This is a genomic window from Streptomyces odonnellii (assembly GCF_000981895.1).
In the GTDB taxonomy this organism is placed as follows: Bacteria; Actinomycetota; Actinomycetes; order Streptomycetales; family Streptomycetaceae; genus Streptomyces; species Streptomyces odonnellii.
This window is the reverse complement of record NZ_LATD01000232.1, coordinates 26,919-44,742: the sequence shown is the minus strand read 5'-3', so window position 1 is coordinate 44,742 and position 17,824 is coordinate 26,919. Positions and strand designations below refer to the sequence as shown.

Sequence of the window (17,824 nt, the reverse complement as noted above, 5' to 3'; positions counted from 1 at the left end):
CGTGCGCCGCGGTTACGGCTGCTGGAATCCCGCGTCCTGGAGGATCTTCTGCGCCTCAGGACCGCTGAGCCAGCTCACGAACGCCGCGGCCGCCTCACTGTGCTCCGAGGTCTTGAGTGTGGCGGCCGGGTACTCCGCGACGGCGTTCTGAGCGTCGGGGATCTCCACCGCGTCGACCTTGTCGGGCGCGGTCCCGGCATCGGTCTTGTAGACGATGCCCGCGTCGGCCTCGCCCAGCTCGACCTTGCTCAGTACGGCGCGGACGTTCGGCTCCTCGGAGACCGGCTTCACCGTGATGCTCTGCGCGTCGAGCACCTGCCTGCTGTAGCGGCCCACCGGCACGTCGGGCGCGGCCAGAACGACCTTCAGCTTGGGGTCGGCGAGGTCCTTGAGGTTCGCGATCCCCTCCGGGTTGCCGTCGGCGGTGGCGATGACCAGCCGGTTCTTCGCGATGACCGTCGGGGTGCCGGTGTCGGCCTTCAGTCCGTCCATGGTCTTGGTGTCGGCGGTGACGAGCGCGTCGGCCGGGGCGCCCTGCTCGACCTGGGCGGCCAGTTCCTGCGAGCCGGCGAAGGAGAAGGTCACCTTCGTACCGGGGTGCGCCTTCTCGTACGCGGCGCCCGCGGTCTTGAAGACATCGGTCAGCGAGGCGGCGGCGAGCACGGTGAGGTCCGCTTCGGGGACCCCGCTCGCCGAGGCGGACGCCGTGGACTCCTTCTTGGAGTCGGCCGTGCTGTCGTCGCTGCCGCACGCGGCCAGCAGCGGTGCGAGCAGGGCTGCGGCGGTGAGAGCGGCGGCGCGGCGACGGGTGAGGGCGAAGGACATGGGTGGACTCCTTGGCGTTACGGACCGGGACAGGCCCGTGAGCGGACGGTGACAGGAGCGCCGGGGACGGACGACGCCGGTGGTGCCGGGTGGTGCCGGGAGAACGAACAGCCGGAGAGCGGGCGGACCGTCGGCGCGGGGCCCGCGGCGGTCGGCCCGAATTCAGGTGCGGTCCGATTCAGGTGCGGTGGTGCGGTCGGGGTCAGGTGCGGTCGATGTGCACGCTGGTGGCCTTCACACGGGCCGTGGCCTGCATACCGACCTCCAGCCCCAGTTCCTCGACGGCCTCGCGGGTGAGCAGCGAGACCAGCCGGTGCGGCCCCGCCTGGATCTCCACCTGCGCAGCGACATCCCCGAGCTTCACGGCGGTGACGATGCCCGGGAACGCGTTGCGGGCGGAGGTGTACGGGATGTCGTCCTCGCCGCCGCTCTGAGCGGCCTCGACCGAGAACGCGGCGAGCGCGCGGCCTTCGATGAGACGACGCCCGCCTTCGTCGCGGTGGGTCGCGACCCGGCCGCCGTCGGCCCAGCGGCGGACGGTGTCGGGGCTCACCCCGAGCAGACGGGCCGCCTGACCGATTGTGTAGGACTGCATGTGCGACAAGATATGCGTGATCAGCTCGCATTTACAATGTCGGAGCTGCCCTGGCAGCCGCTTCTGCGGCTCAGCGTTTGACGGCCCGCAGGATGACGAACTTCGGATCACTCGTGACCGTCTCGCAGTTGCCGAAGAGCCGCCGCAGCTTGATGTGGTAGCCGAGATGCCGGTTCGCCACGACCCACAGCTCGCCCCCCGGCCGCAGCGCCGCGCGTGACCCGGTGAACATGCGCCAGGCCGTCGCGTCGGTCGTCGCCTGGTGGGAGTGGAACGGCGGATTGTTCAGCACCAGGTCGACGGTCCCCGGCGGTGTCTCCGCGAGTCCGTCGCCGAGCAGGAACTCCGCCGGGGCGGCGGCGTCGACGTTCTTGCGGAAGGTCGCCTCGGCCGAGGCGAGCGCGGAGAACGACTCGTCGATGAAGGTCAGCCGGGCCGCCGGGTTGTCCAGCGCCGCCGCCGTACCGATCACACCGTTCCCGCAGCCGAGGTCGACCACATGTTCCGGGCCGTTCCGGTGCGGGAGATTGCGCAGCAGGAAGCGCGTACCGATGTCGAGCCGTTCCGCGCAGAAGATCCCCGCGTGATTGACGACGGTACGGCCCGACACGGCGCCGAGTCCCTCGGGCAGCGCGTAACTGTGCGGCCATGGGCTGGGCGTCGGCGCCCGGTCCGGCGCGGGCTCGCAGAAGATCAGCCGCGCCTTCCGTTCGGCGAGCGAGGTCCTGGTGGGACCGAGCAGGCGCTCGAACAGTTTCAGGGTGGAGGTGTGGATCTCGGTGACCCGTCCCGTACCGATGACCACGGTGCCCGGGTGCACCGCCGGGGCCAGCCGGTGGAGCTGGTCCTCCAGCAGCGCGAGGCTCTTGGGGACCCGGACCAGCAGGACGTCGATCCGTTCCGGCGGGGTGTCCCTGACGGACCTGAGCCGTACCGCGCCCGGGTCCGCGCCGCCGCGCCGCAGATTGGCGCGGGTCGCCCGCTGGGTGAGATACGAGTCGGTGATCTGGACGAGCGGGTCCGCGCTGTACTGGTCGAGCCGGTGGGCGGCGAGGGCGGTGGTCAGGGCGCCCCACCGGTCCCCGAGGACGACCACGGTGCCCGAGAGGTCGACCGGCCGGCCGGCCGGACCCCGCTCCGTCGCGTCCTCCGCCCCGGGCGCCGGACGCGCTCCCGCCGCCGGCCCGGTGCCGGTTCCCGCGAGATGCCGCAGCAGATATTCGTCTGCGGTGTCCCAGGCGCGGAGGGGGTCACGTGGCTGCTCGGGGAAACGCGTGAGGCCGAACTCGCCCCAGGGTGTCGTCAAACGGTTCATCGTGCCTTCAGGCTAACCGCCCTGCGGGGGACCGTACGCCACGAGGATCATGCGGGTGCCTGCGGAAACGTACCTCCGCGGGGCTTCCGCCGAGTCTTCCCTTTCCTCCGCCGAGCCGCCACCGAGGTGACGATGCGTCAGCAAACCGCCGGGCACGGCCCGCAGAAGCCACCGCCTCCCTGCCCCGGAGCCACCCGAATGCCCGCCTCGCCGGGCCGCCCCGCCGCCGGGGCGGAATGCTCGTACCACGTCCCGTCGTCGAACCGCCGCCCGCCACGCGGCGGCCACTCGCGCTCGCCGCGTTCTGGTCCTGTCCGGTCGGCGACCGGGCCCGGCGGCCGTGCCGCGGCCATCCGACACCGGAGCGAGAGGGGCCGTAGATGACCACCCCCGCCGACCGGGCGGCACAGGGCAGAGCCGCTCGGAAGGAGGCGTCGCGCTCCTCGCACGGGCTGTGGATACCGGCGGCCGACCGGCTCGACCCGCTCACCGTCCTGGCCCGGCAGACCGCCACCCGGGTGCCCGAACTGCTGCCGCTGCGTTACGAGCGGATGGCCGCCTCCCCGTACGCCTTCCTGCGCGGCGCCGCCGCCGTGATGGCCGCCGATCTGGCCACGCAGCCGCGCTCGGGCCTGACCGTGCAGCTCTGCGGGGACGCCCAGTTGCTGAACTTCCGCGCCTTCGCCTCGGCCGAGCGTGCCCTGCACTTCGATCTCGACGACTTCGACGAGACCCATCCGGGCCCGTTCGAATGGGATCTGAAGCGGCTCTCGGCGAGCATCGCGGTCGCCGCCCGCGACAACGGCCAGTCCGTGGACGAGACCCGGCAGGCAGTACGCGCCGCGGCCGAGGCGTACCGCACGTCGATGCACCGGCTGGCCGATCTCGGCGAACTCGACGTCTGGTACGACCACATCGACCCCGCCGACATCCTCACCCTCGTACGGTCGAGCCGGCGGCAGCAGCATGACGAAAACCGGGCCCCCTCGCAGACCCGGCCGCGCACCACGCTGCGGGCGCTGGAGGAGCTGACCGACACACCGGACGGGCTGCGCAGGATCACCCCGGACCCTCCCCTGCTGCAACCGGTGGGACGGCTCGACACGGCCGTGCTCCGGCGCATCTTCATCGGCTACCGGTCCACGCTCCCGGAGGAGCGGCGGACCCTGCTCGACCGGTTCCGCTTCGTCGACGCGGCCAGCAAGGTGGTGGGGGTCGCGGGTGTCGGACTGCGCTGTCACATCGTCCTGCTGGCCGGGCGGGACACCGACGATCCGCTCCTCCTCCAGATCAAGGAGGCGGAGCGGCCGGTGCTCGAACCCCATCTGCGGCCGAGCACCTATGCCCATCAGGGCCACCGGGTGGTGGCGGGACAGCGGCTGCTCCAGGCGGGCAGCGATCTTCTGCTCGGCTGGGTCACCGGGCCGGAGGGCCGCCACTTCTACTGGCGCCAGCTCCGCGACACCAAGGGCTCCACGGCGGTCGAGGGCATGTCCCCCTCGCTGCTGCTCGACCACGCGTGGCTGTGCGGCAAGGCGCTGGCCCGCGCGCATGCCCGCTCGGGCGACCGGATCGCCATCGCCCACTATCTCGGCACCTCGGACGTCTTCGACCGGGCCATGGCCGATTTCTCCCTGCGCTACGCGGACCGCAACGCGGCCGACCACGCGGCACTCGCGACGGCGGTCACGGCGGGCCGGATCCCGGCCCCGCACCCGGCCCCGGCGTGGCGGCTGTGACACGGTGCGGTGCGAGCAGTACAGCCGCCGCCTCCCGCGCCTGGAACGCAGGTTCGGCGGTGCCGAAGACCGCCGACGTCACCATGGCGCCCTCGGCGAGCAGCTGCAACTGGTCGGCGAGGCCCGCCGGAAGCCCGGCGTCGGCCACCAGCCCGGCCAGATACCGCATCGCGGTGCGCTTCCAGTACGAGAGCCACGACCGGGACGGCCAGTGGTGGCGCTCGTACGGCAATGAGCTGTGGGAGTTCACGGAGGACGGTCTGATGTCCCGCCGCGAGGCCAGCATCAACGACGTACGCATCAGCGAGTCGGACCGCCGCGTCTTCGGCCCCCGACTCCCGGCGAACCACGGGGTGCCGTTCCCGCTCCACTGAGTCCGTCAGGACTCGCGAAGCGGAAACAGCAACCTGCGGCGGGTGAATCTCCGGGCGGCTCAGGGCGTGCGGCGCACCGGATTCACCGCGTCGAACAGGACGATGCCCCGGTCGGTACTCAGATAGAACGTGCCGGTGTATTCGCCCCCCGTCACAGCGGCGTCGAATTCGGCGCTGCTGAGCCAGCCGGCGTCCTTCGGCACCTCGGGCGAGAGGTTCTTGGGTACGGAGAAAGCCGGTTGCGCTTTCTTCCACGCATACGCGTCGGACAACTCGGCGAGCGCTGCGGCGGACAGAGACGCCACTCCCGTGAGCCTGACGTCCGAGGGCGCCGGCACTCCGGAACCGCCGTCATTGAGAACATCGGACACCCAGGAGGTGCCGCTGATCTCGCCGAACTGGGGAAAACGCTCCCGGATGGGCTTCTCTTCGTGCCGCACGGCGCTCGGCGCGGTCTCGCTCGCCTGCTCCCGTCCCCGGGAGGCGTTTGCCGCGGTGTCCGCCGGGGCGGCACAGCCTCCCGCCATGACGGCGGCCAGGACGGCCCCCGTCACCCACCCGAGAAGCACCCCCCGCCGGCTCCGCCCGACTGCCCGTCCGTTACCGAGTGCTGACATGCGTCACCTCTGTGCTCTGCTGGATGTCACCGCGTGTCCAGGTGACGACGCGTGTCAGGGAACCGCTGACCATGAAGGGCTTGGCCCAGCCAAGGGTCGCGAATCTGCCGTTCTCGTCGTCGGACGCGCCCGACGCGATGTCGGCCATGCCCTTGTTGAAATCGTATCGGTCCTTGGCATGGACGGTCACCCTCATGGAGATCTTGTCCCCCTTGACCTTGACGTCGGCGCTCCCCCATATCCGGTGCCCGCCCAGTGCCTTCTGCCAGTTCTCGGTGACCGGATACTTGCCCACCTTCACCGCGCTTCCCGTCATGCTGAACTTGCGCTTGTTCTTCCCGAGGATTTCCGCGGCCTTCTGCGCCTCGGTGATCTCGGCGTCGACGGCACCGCGAATGGCGTCGTCCTCGAAGTACGCCTCGTCGTAATTGACTTCGTAGTCGTCGCCGTTGCCTTCGCGGTAATGCCAGTACGTACCGATCGCGTCGTCCAGCGCGCCGTTCCCGTAGAAGCCGAGGGAGGCGAAGAGTCCGCCGCCGGCCATTTTGCTGCCCCACTTCGCCCATGACAGGTGGTCACCGAAGGTGGCCTTCGCCTTCGGGTCGTAGGGGAAGCTGTCGTCGTAGTGCACATACGGCTCGGCGGGCGCGCCCGTCCGGTAGTGGCCCGATGTGGCGGGCGGCGGAGACGACTTCTTTCCGCCTCCCTTGCCCTTGGAGGGCTTGTCGAAGACCGGCTTGCCGCCCTGGCACTTGATCTCGCCCGTCATGCATTCCGGGATGGCCAGGCCCGTGGGGTCGCTGTAGGTCGTCGGGTTGTTGTCGGCGTACGCGTAGCCGTTGATCTGCTGGGGGTCGGCCAGGTCCATGACCGGGTCAGCGCTGATGAACCGGCCGGTGGACGGGTCGTACTCACGGGCGCCGAGGTGCGTCAGCCCCGTGGACCTGTCCACCGTGCCCCCGACGAAGCCCTTCGACCCCGGCCAGGCGGACGGCTGCGCGACCCCGCGTGCCGCGCCGAACGGGGTGGTGCGCCGCTGCTGGAGTCCCAGCGTCGAGGCGTCGACCGCGAGTTGGCCGGTGCCCAGGTGGTCGGGCAGGATGAAGGACACCTTGTTGTCGTCGGTACGGATCGCCTGGGCGCCGCCGAGGTCGTAGTAGCGGGTGGCCTTGGCCTTGGTCGCACCCTTGGTGAGGACGATCTCGCTGGCACCGAGATAGAGCGTGGTCTCGGCGTCCGTCCGCTGGAGGAGCCGGTTGCCGTCCACGTCGTACACGTACGACGTGGTCCTGGTGCCGCCCTTGCCGTCCGGCTCGGTGACCTTCTCCAGATGGCCCTCGGCGTCCCACACCAGTGTCTGCTTGCTGCCGCGGACCGTGCGGGTCTCGGTGTTCCCGGTCGCGTCGTACGTGTAGTCGTCCCGGGCGGTGCTGCCGCCGGGACCGGCCGTGTCCACCGACCCGAGTGTGTGCGGCCGCTTCTGGCCCGCCCCCGGATAGTTGTAGGTGTACGTCACGTCCTTGGCCGTGTCACCCGTGGTGTCGTGGACCGTCTGACTGGCGCGGTTGCCGATCGAGGCGCCGTTCGATCCGACGTCATAGGTGTAGGAGTGCCAGTACGGAGCGGGACCGCCCAGGACCGGCACCGAGGGGGCCGCGGCACAGGAGGCGGTGCCCTGTGCCCAGGTCTCGGTGGTGCGCTGGAGGTAGTCGTACTGGAAGCACTGACCGTCCGTACCGTCGCGTGACGTGTCCGCGATGGAGAGGATGTTGCCGGCCTCGTCGTACTTGTAGGCCGTGGAACGGTCCACCCCGGCGACGTCCTCGCGGTCGACCCTGGAGGTGGCCAGACGCTGGGTGCCCCACTCGTAGGTGCTGCTGACCCAGGTGTGCTTGCCGCCGGTGACGGCGAGTTCGAGCTGCTGGGGTTTGCCCGTGTGGCTGTATTCCGTGTCGGTGAGGTAGGCGGAGGTCCCGGTGACCCGGACCCGCCGGTGGCCCGCGTCATAGCCGTAGACGACCGCCTCCGCGGGCAGCGATCCCGCGGCCGGGTAAGAGGTCCCGGTCGGGGTGCCGTCCGGGTTGTAGCGGTTGTTGTACTGGTACGAGCCGCCGAGCGCGCCCTCCGACGCCGGGATGGTGACGGTACTGCGGGTCGGCCGGTAGAGGGCGTCGTAGGCGTTGACGGTGGTGGTGTATTCGTTGCCGTTGTCGTAGCGCGTGGTGGTGGCGAGCTGGCCCTTGGCCCCCGGGACCGTGTCGTAGGTCCACTTCGCCCGCAAGGTGCCGGTGGCGCTGCCGGAACGCAGCTCCGTCTTGCGGCCGATGCCGTCGTAGAGGTACGCCAGCGTGTTGCGGGCGTCGGTCATCGAGGTGAGCAGCCCGCGGTCGTCGAAGACGGAGGTGGCTTCGCCCTTGTCCGGGTCGCGCGTCGTCACCGTACGGCCGAGCTGGTCGTACTCGTACGTCCAGGTGTTGCCGACCGGGTCCGTGACCTGGGAGAGCTTGCCGGCCGGGGTGTAGGTGTAGCTGGTCGTGTCATGGGCGCCGGTCGCCGCCGCGCCGCGGTACTGCCACAGCTCGCGATTGTTGCCGCGCGCGTCGGTGACCGTGGTGGTGGGGACGGCGCCCTTGGGCGGGGTGACCGTGGTGCGGTCGCCGCCGTACACCGTCTTCGTGGTGGACAGCACCTGCTCGGGACCGCCGTCGCCGTTGCCCGCCACCTCCTTCTTCTCCGTCTCACGCCCCAGACCGTCGAAGCTGAACCAGGTCTGGCTCTCCACACTCAGCGCGTCGTCCAGCTTCAGCGGAGTCGCCGAAGGAGGTGAGGTGTTGTAGTACGCGGCGAAGGTCTTGGCCGTCAGACCGCGCTCGTCGTAGAACGTGTCCGTCAGCAGGCGCCCGCCCTCCGGGCCCGGCGACTGTGTCTGGCGGGGTCGCAGGAAGCCGTCGTAGATGGAGTATGTGCTCTCCTGGCTGCTGTCGTTCCTGAGGGTCTTGGTGACGACCGCCGGGGCCTCGTTCTCCTTGATGAGATAGGTGTACTCGTAGTTCGGGGTCTCACGGTTCGCCTGGGAACGGTCCGCCAGCCAGACCTTCAGCGAGCGGCCGAGCGCGTCATACGTGGTGTCGGTGCGCCGGCCGGTCGTGTCCACGACCGACAGCGGCTGGCCGCGCACCGGGTCCAGTGTGGTGGTGACGGTCTGGGCGGTGGACATGTCGCCGGTCTTGGCGGGTGGTCCGGTGACCTTCACCGTCGTCGGCGTGCCGGTGGCCGGCACACGGTCGGTCGTCGTGGTACGGCCGTCCGTGCGCGGGGTACGCGTGAGCGTGCCGGATCCGTTGACGGTGACATTCGCGGTCAGGTCGGTGGTCGCAACCACCCGGCCGTAGGTGTCGTACTCGGTCCCGGTCTCCAGATAGGTGGCCGTGGTGCCGTCATGGTTCTTCAGTGTGGACACGAAACGGGCCGCGCCCTTGGTGGGCGCCGTACCGTAAACCGGTCCGTCGTAGGCCGTGCGTGTGTCGGAGATGACCTGCTTGGCGCGGTTGGGGGTGGTGTCGCAGTTCACCGCGACGGTCTCGACCCGGGACGGCAGCGACAGCAGGTTCGCCGCGGTGTTGTCCACGTACTCGGTACGCGTGCAGCGGTCGTCGTCGGCGACGGCGGAGTCGCCCAGGTCATTGGTCCGGGTGATACGCCCGGTCGCGTCGTCGAACGTGTTGTACGTCGACGTGCGCCGCCACCTGGCCCCCGCACCCTCATCGAGCGAGACATATGTGACAGTCGACGCCGTACCCATGTGATCGGCGGTCGTGGTACCCCAGTCACGGACACGGCTCGCCGTCTCGTGGAACCAGCCGTGATTGACCGTCTTCTCCAGAACCCTGCCACCAGGACCCGAATACTTCTCCGTCCGGTATTCGAAACCCTGAAGGGCCTCCCAGTCGGAGAGTGTGCCGCCCTCCCCGTCGTCCAGGGTGACGGTCTTCGTACCACCGGCCTTGTTCTGACGGTCCCCGTGCATACCACGCAGGTAGTAGTGGTCCGTCTGCGACTTCATACCGGACATTCCACCGGTCTGCACCCGCACATGCCGATAGCCCCGCCACTGCGACCAGGTCTTGTACTTCTCCTTCGTCAGCCCGTCGTCATCGTCGTAATGCCACGCCGCACCGTCCAGGTAGGAGTACTGCGTGACCATGTCCGGCGACTGACCGGTCCGGTCCGTCTGCGTCACCGACGTCACCACATACTTGTTGAACCACTGCAGGGTCGGATCAGCGTCACCCGACGCCGTGTAATACTGCGGATAACACCGTGTCGTATTCGACTCCGGAACCGGCAGCGCCTCCCACGAACACGGCGCGGCCGAGTAGTTGACATCGGTCTGGCCGCCCGACTCGTCCGACACCGTCGACAGCCGCGCCTTGATGAACGGCGCAGTCCCGTCACCCTGCCGGTCAAGCCGGTTCGCATCCTGGTGATAAGCGAATGTGACCTTCGGCAGCGTGATGTTCGGAGTCGCGGACCTGCCGGTGTGCTGCACCGAATCGAGCAGCAGGGCGTAGTCGATGTCCGCCATCCCCCATCGCTGCCCCAGACTCCACGCATCCACATCCGTATACGTACCGTCGGACTTCAGCGTCTGGGTCACGACCCCGGTCAGGCGCTTGCGGGTCCAGAACGTCGGCGCGTACGAACCCGTACAGTCCGTCCCCGCCTTGCAGTTCTGGTCCCACGGCGTGTCGTACCAGTAGAACGCCTTGTCGTCGATCGTGTCCGCCGCGCAGGTCACCCCCGTCTCCGGCAGACACCGCTCGGCCGACGTGAAGTTCACCCTGGCCAGAGGCTTCGCCGAATAGACGGCGGTAGAACGCAGCCCGTATTCGATACGGTCCAGAGTCCCGCCACGCGTGTACGGAGTGTCATCGGCCGCCTTCAGATTACGGCCATAACTGTTCGTCTCCGCGTCGTAGTAATACGCGATCGCGTTGCCGTCGACATCCACGACATAATCGAGATTCCATCGCCACGCCTGCTGACACCACGAACCCGCGAACGTACTCGCGTGGCAGGGCTCGTTGTCGTCGTCCCCGTACACCGGGACGGTCCACGTCGAGTCCGTGGTCTCCTTGCCCGATACCCAGCCCGGCAACTTGTGGTAGCCGAAGAAATACTGTGTACCGTCGGTCGTGGTGACCTTCCAGTACTCCTGGTCGTTGTCGCCGTTGTCCCTCACATCGGTCGAGGAGCCCTTCAGCTTCTCCACCCGCGTACCGTCGTCGTTCTTCAGCCGCCAGGTATTCCCACCGGCCGGGATCAGCTCGCCGCCCTTCCCGTTGAACAACAGCGTCGCGTTGTCATAACCCCAGCACTGGTCACCCGGCTTGTTCCCGTCCGTGGTGATCCCGTCGTCCGAACACGCCTTGTACGAACGCTCGATGTAGCCGGGCCACAGATCGAAACCGTCGCCGACCCACGACGACTGGTTGTTGGTCGTCGTCGTACGCCCGTCGATGGCACCCGACGAATAGGAGATCCCCACCTCGGGCGCCAGACTGCCGGGCACGTCCGGTACCGCCATTCCGTACGACCACGTGAAGTCACCGGTGTTCAGGCTGGTGTCCCAGGTGGCGGACGGGGCCAGAGTGGTCGCCTTGTAGTCGCCCTTCGGGCTCTCCGCCTCGGCGGTGACCGCGAGCACGGTCGCCGGGGCGGCCGCCGTCCGCGCGGCCCCGTCCGGCCGGCCTTGTACAGGCACGGCGTCCGCGGTCAGCACCTGACGGTCGGTGTCGTTCGCACCCTCCACCGGTTCCGCGACACGGCACGAGCCGATGCCGGGAGTCGTCAGGGCACAGGCGGGCAGCCGCACGAGCCGCAGCCGCGAACCGTAACCACCGCCGTACGCCTCCGCGAAGCGGCTGTAGTCGACGTCCAGCCCGACATCACCCGCCGTGCCGGCGTCGGTCCGCTCGACGGTGAACAGCAGGCCGTCGATGCCGGCCGCGGCAGCCGCGGCGCGGTCGAGCACACGTACCCTGGCCCCGGCCGGCGGCTGCGCCGCCCGGTCGGTGTCCGCCGCCTTCTTCCGCGCCGATGCCGCTGTCGGGCCCTGGGCCGCGCGCAGTGAGATCGGCAGCGTGCCCGCGCGCACCCGAGCGGGCTTGCCCTCGGCCGTCGTACGCGTGGTCGGCACGGCGGCGGCCGCGGTGCCCGGCGCGGGCCAGGCCGCCCTGGGGTCCCCCTCGGGGGTCACAGGCGTGGAGGTACGGACGCGGGGGGCGACCGTACCGTCATGCCCGGAGACCGGTTTGTCCGCCTGTCCGCTCGGGGGACGGCCCGCGCTCGGGTCCGCTGCCGCGGTCCCCATCCCCACACCCTGGACCACCGTGGCGACCAGTACCGCCGACAGTCCGAGCGCCACGCGCCCCCGGACGCGTCTCCACCGCTGTCTGTCCGTCCGCTGCCCGTTCACCGCTGTCCCACCCCTTGATCCGCCGTGTGCCCGGTCCTGGTCGTACCGCCGAATACCGCCGTGGCCCCCACGGCCCTCCCCTGTTCGCGCCTCATCGCCGCTCATGCGCCCGGCACCTTCGTCGGCAGGTCGGCCGCTCCCATCGCCAACTGCTGGATCTGGTCCTGACTGAGCGTCCCCTGGAAGGCCCAGACGTCGTCGATGGAGCCGGACCAGTTGCCGCCCCAGACGCCTGCCGTCTTCGAGCGCCCGATCTGGAGGGACTTGGTGGCGTTGAACGCCGTGACATCGGACGCCCACGACACGTCATCGGCGCACTCGCCCTCGCCCACCGTTCCGTCGTCGCACGCCGTCTGCTCGAGCTGGCCGTTGACGTACAGCCGCATCTCGTCGGCGAAGGCGTCATGGACCAGGGCGAGATGGTTCCAGCCACCGGCACCCCAGTCGTCGAACATCGCGTTGGCAGCGCTCGACACCGCCGCGCCCGCCGTGTCCGCCTTCGGCATCTCGATCCGCCACCCGGCGGGTTCCGTCGCCGTCGCCGGCGCGTACTTCACCATGAACCCGCTGTTGACGGCGCCTTCCTGGCTGAGCACGGTCGCCGCCGTCTCGGGCCGTCCGGACGGGGCCAGCGCCCATGCCGTCACCGTGAAGCTCTGGCTGGTGTCGATCGGTACCGAGGCAGTCGCCGCGTAGTCGTCCTGGCCGTCCAGTTGGAGCGCGCCGGAGTCGACCCAACCGCCACCCGTCGAGGCCCCGTTGTAGAGAGTCACCGGACGGTTGCCGGGCGAGGCGTCGGGCGACACAGCGGGCGAGCCCGACGCGGACTCCAGCTTCCAGCGTGCCTTGATCACCGGGCGCTGGGCGAAGAGATCCTTGATCTCGGCATCGGAGATGACCCGGTCGTACAGCCGCGTGTCGTCCAGGTCTCCCTGGAAGAACCCGCCGACGCCGGTGGGGTACGGGGCCGCGCCGAGGGTGAGCGGGCCTGTCGCGTTCCACCGTCCCGTGAACGGTGTGGTGGCCCGCAGGACGCCGTTGACGTACAGCCGGATCTCGTTCGCGTCCATGTCGTGGACACCGACGATGTGCGACCACTCGCCGAGACCGCCGGCCGCGCAGTTGGTGTGCGCGGGGCAGGCCGCGTAGACGGCCCGTGCGTAGACCGAGGTCGCGGTGTCCTCGTTCGCCCGTACGAAGACCCAGCCGCCGTACGCCGACGAGTGGTAGATCTCGAAGCCGCTCTGTTCCTTGCCGCCCTGAGCGGCGATGGTCATCGCCTTGTCCGCCTTGTCCTTGGGCAGCCGGGCCCACAGGGAGACGGAGAAGCTCTGGTACGTGTCGAGGACCGACTGCCCGGTCTGGGCGTAGGCGTCGGTGCCGTTGAAGGCCAGGGCGCTGCCCTGGGCGCCCGCGCCGCCGAGAACGGTCCCGCCGTGCAGGTTCGCGGTCACCCGCTGCCCGCGTCCGGTGACAGAGGTGGCGGTGGCGCCCTCGTCCATCGTCCAGACCGCCTTGGCCGGGCGGCCCGTGGTGACGGGGTTTCCACTGTTCACCGTGGTCACCTGAGCGTCCGTGAGCGGGTAGTCGAAGAGCCGTACGTCGTCCAGGTCACCGGCGAAGTAGCCGCCGGCTCTGCCGAGCAGATGGCTGGCGCCGAGGTGCAGGGACCTGCGGGCGTCCCACGCGTCGGCGGCGCTGTAGGGCGAGGTGGCGACGAGCTTGCCGTCGACGTACAGCCTCAACTGGTTGGTGACCTTGTCGTACACGCCCACGAGATGGGTCCACCGGCTCACCCGGGCCTGGGCACAGGCCGTGTCCCCGGCGGGACACGCGGGCTGGGTGGCCCGGACCGCGCCCGCACCGGACGCCGCGTCCGAGGTCTGGCGCAGGAAGGACCAGCCGCCCAGCGCCGAGGAGTAGTAGATCTCAAGACCGTGGGTGTTGTTGCCGGCCTGGGCGACGGCGGTCATGGGCCGTCCCTGGTCGGTACCGGGCAGCTTCGCCCACAGCGATACGGAGAAGCTCTTCGACGTGTTGAGGACCGGGGAGACCGTGGTGGCCTCTCCGTCGACGCCGTTCAGATGCAGCGCGCCACCGGTGACCCCTTCGCCTCCGGCGCTCGCTCCGCCGGAGAGGCCCGCGGGCCAGGCTCCTCCCTGTCCGCTCACCGCGGTGGAGCCGGCCGGCTCGTCCAGATCCATGGTCAGCCGGTCCGGCTGTCCCGCGCGCACCCGGAAGTAGTAGGTCGCGACGCTGCTGCCGTTGCCCGCGGCGTCGAAGGCCTGCGCGGTGATGAAGTTGACCCCGGGCTTCGTCGGCATGAAGGTCGTGGTCTTCGCGACGCCGCCCGAGGTGGCCAGAGTGTGCGCGCTGGTCGGATTGGCGTTGACACCGAACCAGTACTTCGTCACATCGGTCTGTGTCGCGTCGATGGTGAAGGTGCCGTACCGGCCCACTCCGTCGTGCCACGGATCATCGGGGTTCTCGGCGTCCGAGGGCGGATACTCCCCCGACGCGATCCGGGGCGCGGCGGGCACACTCGTGTCGTAGACCGTGACGCAGTCCGTCGCGGAACCCGCGTACGACCATGGGGACCACTGGGCGCCGTCGTAGGAGCGGGCGTGCCAGCCGATGGCAACGTTCTTGGTGATGCTGGACGGCATCGGGACCGTGAAGTCCGAGCCGGACTTCTTGAACGAGGACCGCGCCGAGGTCCACCGTACGATCCGGCCCTTGCCGTCACCTGAGTCCCACGTCCCCTGGAACTGTACGGCCACACTGTCGCCGTCCGGGTCGGTGACATCGTTCGCGCGCAGCGTCGGCAGAATCCGCACCCTGCGGGCCGTCGACGAGCAGGAACCGCCCGGGTCCTGGGTCAACTGGGACATCTTGATCTGGGCCGGCGGCTTGTTGTACTGGACACGCAGATAGGCGTCGTCCGAGAACCTCTTCCACGAGTACCGGTCGGTCTCGCTCTTGGCCATCAGCCCGAAGGTGGTCGTGGACCAGCCGTTGGCCGCGGCCTGCTGTACGGCGCGGAGCGCCCAGAACTCGATGTCACCGCCGGGGCAGGTGCCGCTGTAGCCCTTGGCCTCGGACCGGGTCTGCAGGAGATCGACCCAGAAGCCGTCCGCGAGCTGGGAGTTCCAGGTCGTGGTCTTGGAGATGCCCTTGGTGCGCCAGAGCTGCACATCGGTCTTGTCGCAACTGTAGGAGTGCGTCTCGCGCACCACGAACTCGGCGGAGAGGATCGTCTTGCCGGCGAACTGCGACGTGGGGATGGCGTAGAAGAGACGCTTGACGTCCTCGGGGGCACAGCGGGCGTCTCCCGCGCAGTACCCCATGCCCGCGTCGGAGTCGCCGTTGAAGCGCCACTGCGGTGACGAGGCCCAATAGCGTGACGCCATGGTCCAGTTCGACGCCTTCGGCGAATACCACTGCGGGTCGATATAGACCGGGTATGTCGCGTTCTTCAGCAGTTCCCGGTCCGGCGTGAGTACGAGGCTGTCACCGCCGGCCGCGACATCGACACCGATCGGGGCCACTTTCGCCGACTCGCCGGGGACGAGGGGCGCGCCCTGGTCCTCCGCCGGTACGGCCGACCGGGCGGTGTCCTGCTTCATCCGCCGGGTGAGCGGTGCGGTCTTCGCGGAGGCGGTTTCCGTACCGGCAGCGATGCTGGAGTCCCACATCAGCGGCTGCTGCGCCTCGAACACCGGTCCGCCGGAGCCCTGGTCGGTCGCGACCAGCCCGCCGTCGGGCGTCTCCTTGACGGTCATGCCATCGGCGTCCACGGCCATACGCAGCGAGGCGAGCCTCGGATCGGCCCCCGCCTCGGCCGACTTGACCACCAGGATCTGTGAGATGCCGTCCGTGTCGGCCCGCACCTGAAGGTCCACATCCGGCAGGACCGAGGGATATGTGGCCGTGGAACCGTCGATCACCGGCTCGGGCAGAGCGGTCGGCCAGGACAGGGAGAGTTCGCGCCCGGCCCGCTCCAGCGCGATCAGCGGTGCGGTGGCGCCGCCGCCCGAGAACGCGATACCGACCGTGGCCACGGCGGGAGCCAGGGAACCATCGGGCCGCTTCCGCAGCGAGGTGTCGATATTCCGCCACTCGCCCCCGACGCGGGCCCGGACGGGGCGCAGATGCTCGACGGCTTCCATCCGGCCGTTCGGCTTGGCGAAGACCTCGCCGGTCTCGCTGCGCAGCGCGGTGACCTCGACATCCTTGCCCGTACGCCGGGCCTCGGCCAGTGCCGCTTCCTCCGTACCCGCGCCGGGCCCGGACGCGGTGGCCGGGCCCGCGGCGGCATCGGAGGCCGGGCGCGGTGTGCTGTCCGGCGCCACGGCCAGCGCCGGGGCGGCACTCAGCAAACCTGACACCAACAGCGCACTGAGCAGTCCCACCAGACCTCTCGCTGCCGGACCTTGACACAGACGTCGTCGACCCATTGCGCTCCCCACCCCTGGCCCTCACATATCCCACACATCGCAGGACGGACGGAATCTAGAGAGCGGGCGACAGTAACGTCCACGGAGATCTTTTTGGGCAAACAGCGAGCTTCGACCAACATCACCACAAAAACCGATCAGTGACTCATGTCACAGATGAACAACCAGAGTCATTAAGACTTCCACAAGGCTTCCGCAAAGCCACTGATCGGTTTTCTGCGGGTGAAGTCGCAGGAAAACGGGCCCGATTCACACGACCGTGCCGAGCCCAGGGCGATCCGGTCGCGCGGCGGATATGGCGGGTACGGAGGATGGGCCATGGTGCCGGCTCGCCGGTTCCGTACCAGGACGGATACCGGGACCGCCGTGGTGGGGCCCATCCCTTCGACGCCGCTCCGGCGGCAACGTACGGGCGACGTGGCGGTGGCCGCCCGGCGGACGGCTTCGCGCGGTCCCGTGAACCCGCCGCGGCGGCGGTCCGGCGCGTGATACCTCTCCCTGTCATGGATGATCTTGTGACGGAGCGGCTGGTGCTCCATCCGCTGAGCGTTCTGGAGGCCGAGCGGGTCGCGGCGGGTGAGCCGGACCCCGAGGACCGCTGGGCCCCGGGATACCCCGCCGAAGGCGACATGGTCGGCGCCAGGCGCTATCTGACGACCTGTGCGATCACTGGGGATCCCCGGCCCTTCGGCGCGTACGAGATCCGGCGGCGCGAGGACGGCCGGGCCATCGGCGGGCTCGGATTCCACGGCGCCCCGGACGACGATCTCCGTGTCACGGTCGGCTATGGACTCGTGCCCTCGGCGCACGGCAAGGGCTATGCCTCCGAGGCGCTGCGCGAACTGCTGCGCTTCGCGCGGGCCCGCGGTGTGAGCGCCGTACTGGGCGACACCGACCACGACAACACCGCGTCACAGCGTGTCATGACGGCGGCGGGCATGCGGCTGGTCGGGGAGGACGAGCACCTGAAGTACTACCGGATCAGCTGGGCCGACGACCGACGGGCCGGGTGATCCCCGGCCCGTCGGTCGTCCCGCGCGCCCTCGTGCCGTCGGCCCGTGGCCGCCCGCCCTACCCTCGGCGCGGAGCGGAGGTACGGCGCCGTACGGAACCCCTGTCGGACGACCGGCCGGACGGCGAGCGGTCGGAGGACGACCGCCCGAAGCCGGAGGACGACCGGTCGGAGGTGGCGGGCGACCGGTCGGGGGCGCTGTCCGCGGCGCCGTCCTCGTCCTCCCCCTCACCGTCGTACAGAGGGGGCAGTTCGACGGTGTAGCGCGGCTCCAGAAAGATGCCGTGGTGCTGCGGACGCGCGTACTGCGCGGACGCGGCGGAGGGTTCCCGCAGCGGATCGCGGCGGGACGGTGAAGAAGGCATGCACAACCGTTCGGTGAGTCGGGCGGCCGCGCGGCCCGAATGCCGAT

Annotated in this window: 9 protein-coding genes and 1 pseudogene; 3 read left to right on the top strand and 7 right to left on the bottom strand. The window is 69.7% G+C overall.

Annotated elements, in window-relative coordinates:
- Positions 1 to 12: 12 nt before the first annotated feature.
- The 3 genes from modA to WH07_RS21775 all read right to left on the bottom strand — a co-directional run bounded on the left by modA (position 13) and on the right by WH07_RS21775 (position 2,735).
- A complete protein-coding gene (modA, locus tag WH07_RS21785) occupies positions 13 to 825 on the bottom strand; it encodes a molybdate ABC transporter substrate-binding protein (protein WP_046502601.1) in 813 nt (270 codons plus the stop codon).
- 202 nt (positions 826 to 1,027) lie between these two features.
- Positions 1,028 to 1,420 (bottom strand): TOBE domain-containing protein, encoded by a 393-nt coding sequence (locus WH07_RS21780; protein ID WP_046502599.1) that lies wholly within the window; start codon positions 1,418 to 1,420, stop codon positions 1,028 to 1,030.
- A gap of 70 nt (positions 1,421 to 1,490) precedes the next feature.
- Positions 1,491 to 2,735, bottom strand: coding sequence for a methyltransferase (locus WH07_RS21775; protein WP_046502597.1), 1,245 nt, complete (start codon positions 2,733 to 2,735; stop codon positions 1,491 to 1,493).
- A gap of 380 nt (positions 2,736 to 3,115) precedes the next feature.
- On the opposite strand from WH07_RS21775, the gene WH07_RS21770 reads away from it, so the two are divergent.
- Both WH07_RS21770 and WH07_RS21765 read left to right on the top strand, forming a co-directional pair.
- Positions 3,116 to 4,474: a DUF2252 domain-containing protein gene (locus WH07_RS21770; RefSeq protein ID WP_046502594.1), complete on the top strand. Its 1,359-nt coding sequence runs from the start codon at positions 3,116 to 3,118 to the stop codon at positions 4,472 to 4,474.
- A 164-nt stretch (positions 4,475 to 4,638) separates the two neighbouring features.
- Positions 4,639 to 4,848, top strand: a pseudogene (locus tag WH07_RS21765) (DUF1348 family protein); the annotation flags it as partial.
- Between the two features lie 59 nt (positions 4,849 to 4,907).
- On the opposite strand, the gene WH07_RS21760 reads toward WH07_RS21765, so the two are convergent.
- The 3 genes from WH07_RS21760 to WH07_RS21750 form a co-directional block, all read right to left on the bottom strand.
- A complete protein-coding gene (locus tag WH07_RS21760) occupies positions 4,908 to 5,288 on the bottom strand; it encodes a hypothetical protein (protein WP_157877406.1) in 381 nt (126 codons plus the stop codon).
- Between the two features lie 160 nt (positions 5,289 to 5,448).
- Positions 5,449 to 11,838 carry an RHS repeat-associated core domain-containing protein gene (locus tag WH07_RS21755; RefSeq protein ID WP_079023434.1) on the bottom strand — a complete coding sequence of 2,130 codons (6,390 nt, stop codon included), beginning with the start codon at positions 11,836 to 11,838 and terminating at the stop codon, positions 5,449 to 5,451.
- Between the two features lie 206 nt (positions 11,839 to 12,044).
- Positions 12,045 to 16,331, bottom strand: coding sequence for a LamG-like jellyroll fold domain-containing protein (locus WH07_RS21750; protein ID WP_408645887.1), 4,287 nt, complete (start codon positions 16,329 to 16,331; stop codon positions 12,045 to 12,047).
- Between the two features lie 572 nt (positions 16,332 to 16,903).
- Here WH07_RS21750 and WH07_RS21745 point away from each other — a divergent pair.
- A complete protein-coding gene (locus WH07_RS21745) occupies positions 16,904 to 17,413 on the top strand; it encodes a GNAT family N-acetyltransferase (protein ID WP_046502643.1) in 510 nt (169 codons plus the stop codon).
- A gap of 58 nt (positions 17,414 to 17,471) precedes the next feature.
- On the opposite strand, the gene WH07_RS21740 is transcribed toward WH07_RS21745, so the two are convergent.
- On the bottom strand, positions 17,472 to 17,777 hold the full coding sequence (locus tag WH07_RS21740; RefSeq protein ID WP_046502590.1) for a hypothetical protein: 306 nt from the start codon (positions 17,775 to 17,777) through the stop codon (positions 17,472 to 17,474).
- Between the last annotated feature and the right edge of the window lie 47 nt (positions 17,778 to 17,824).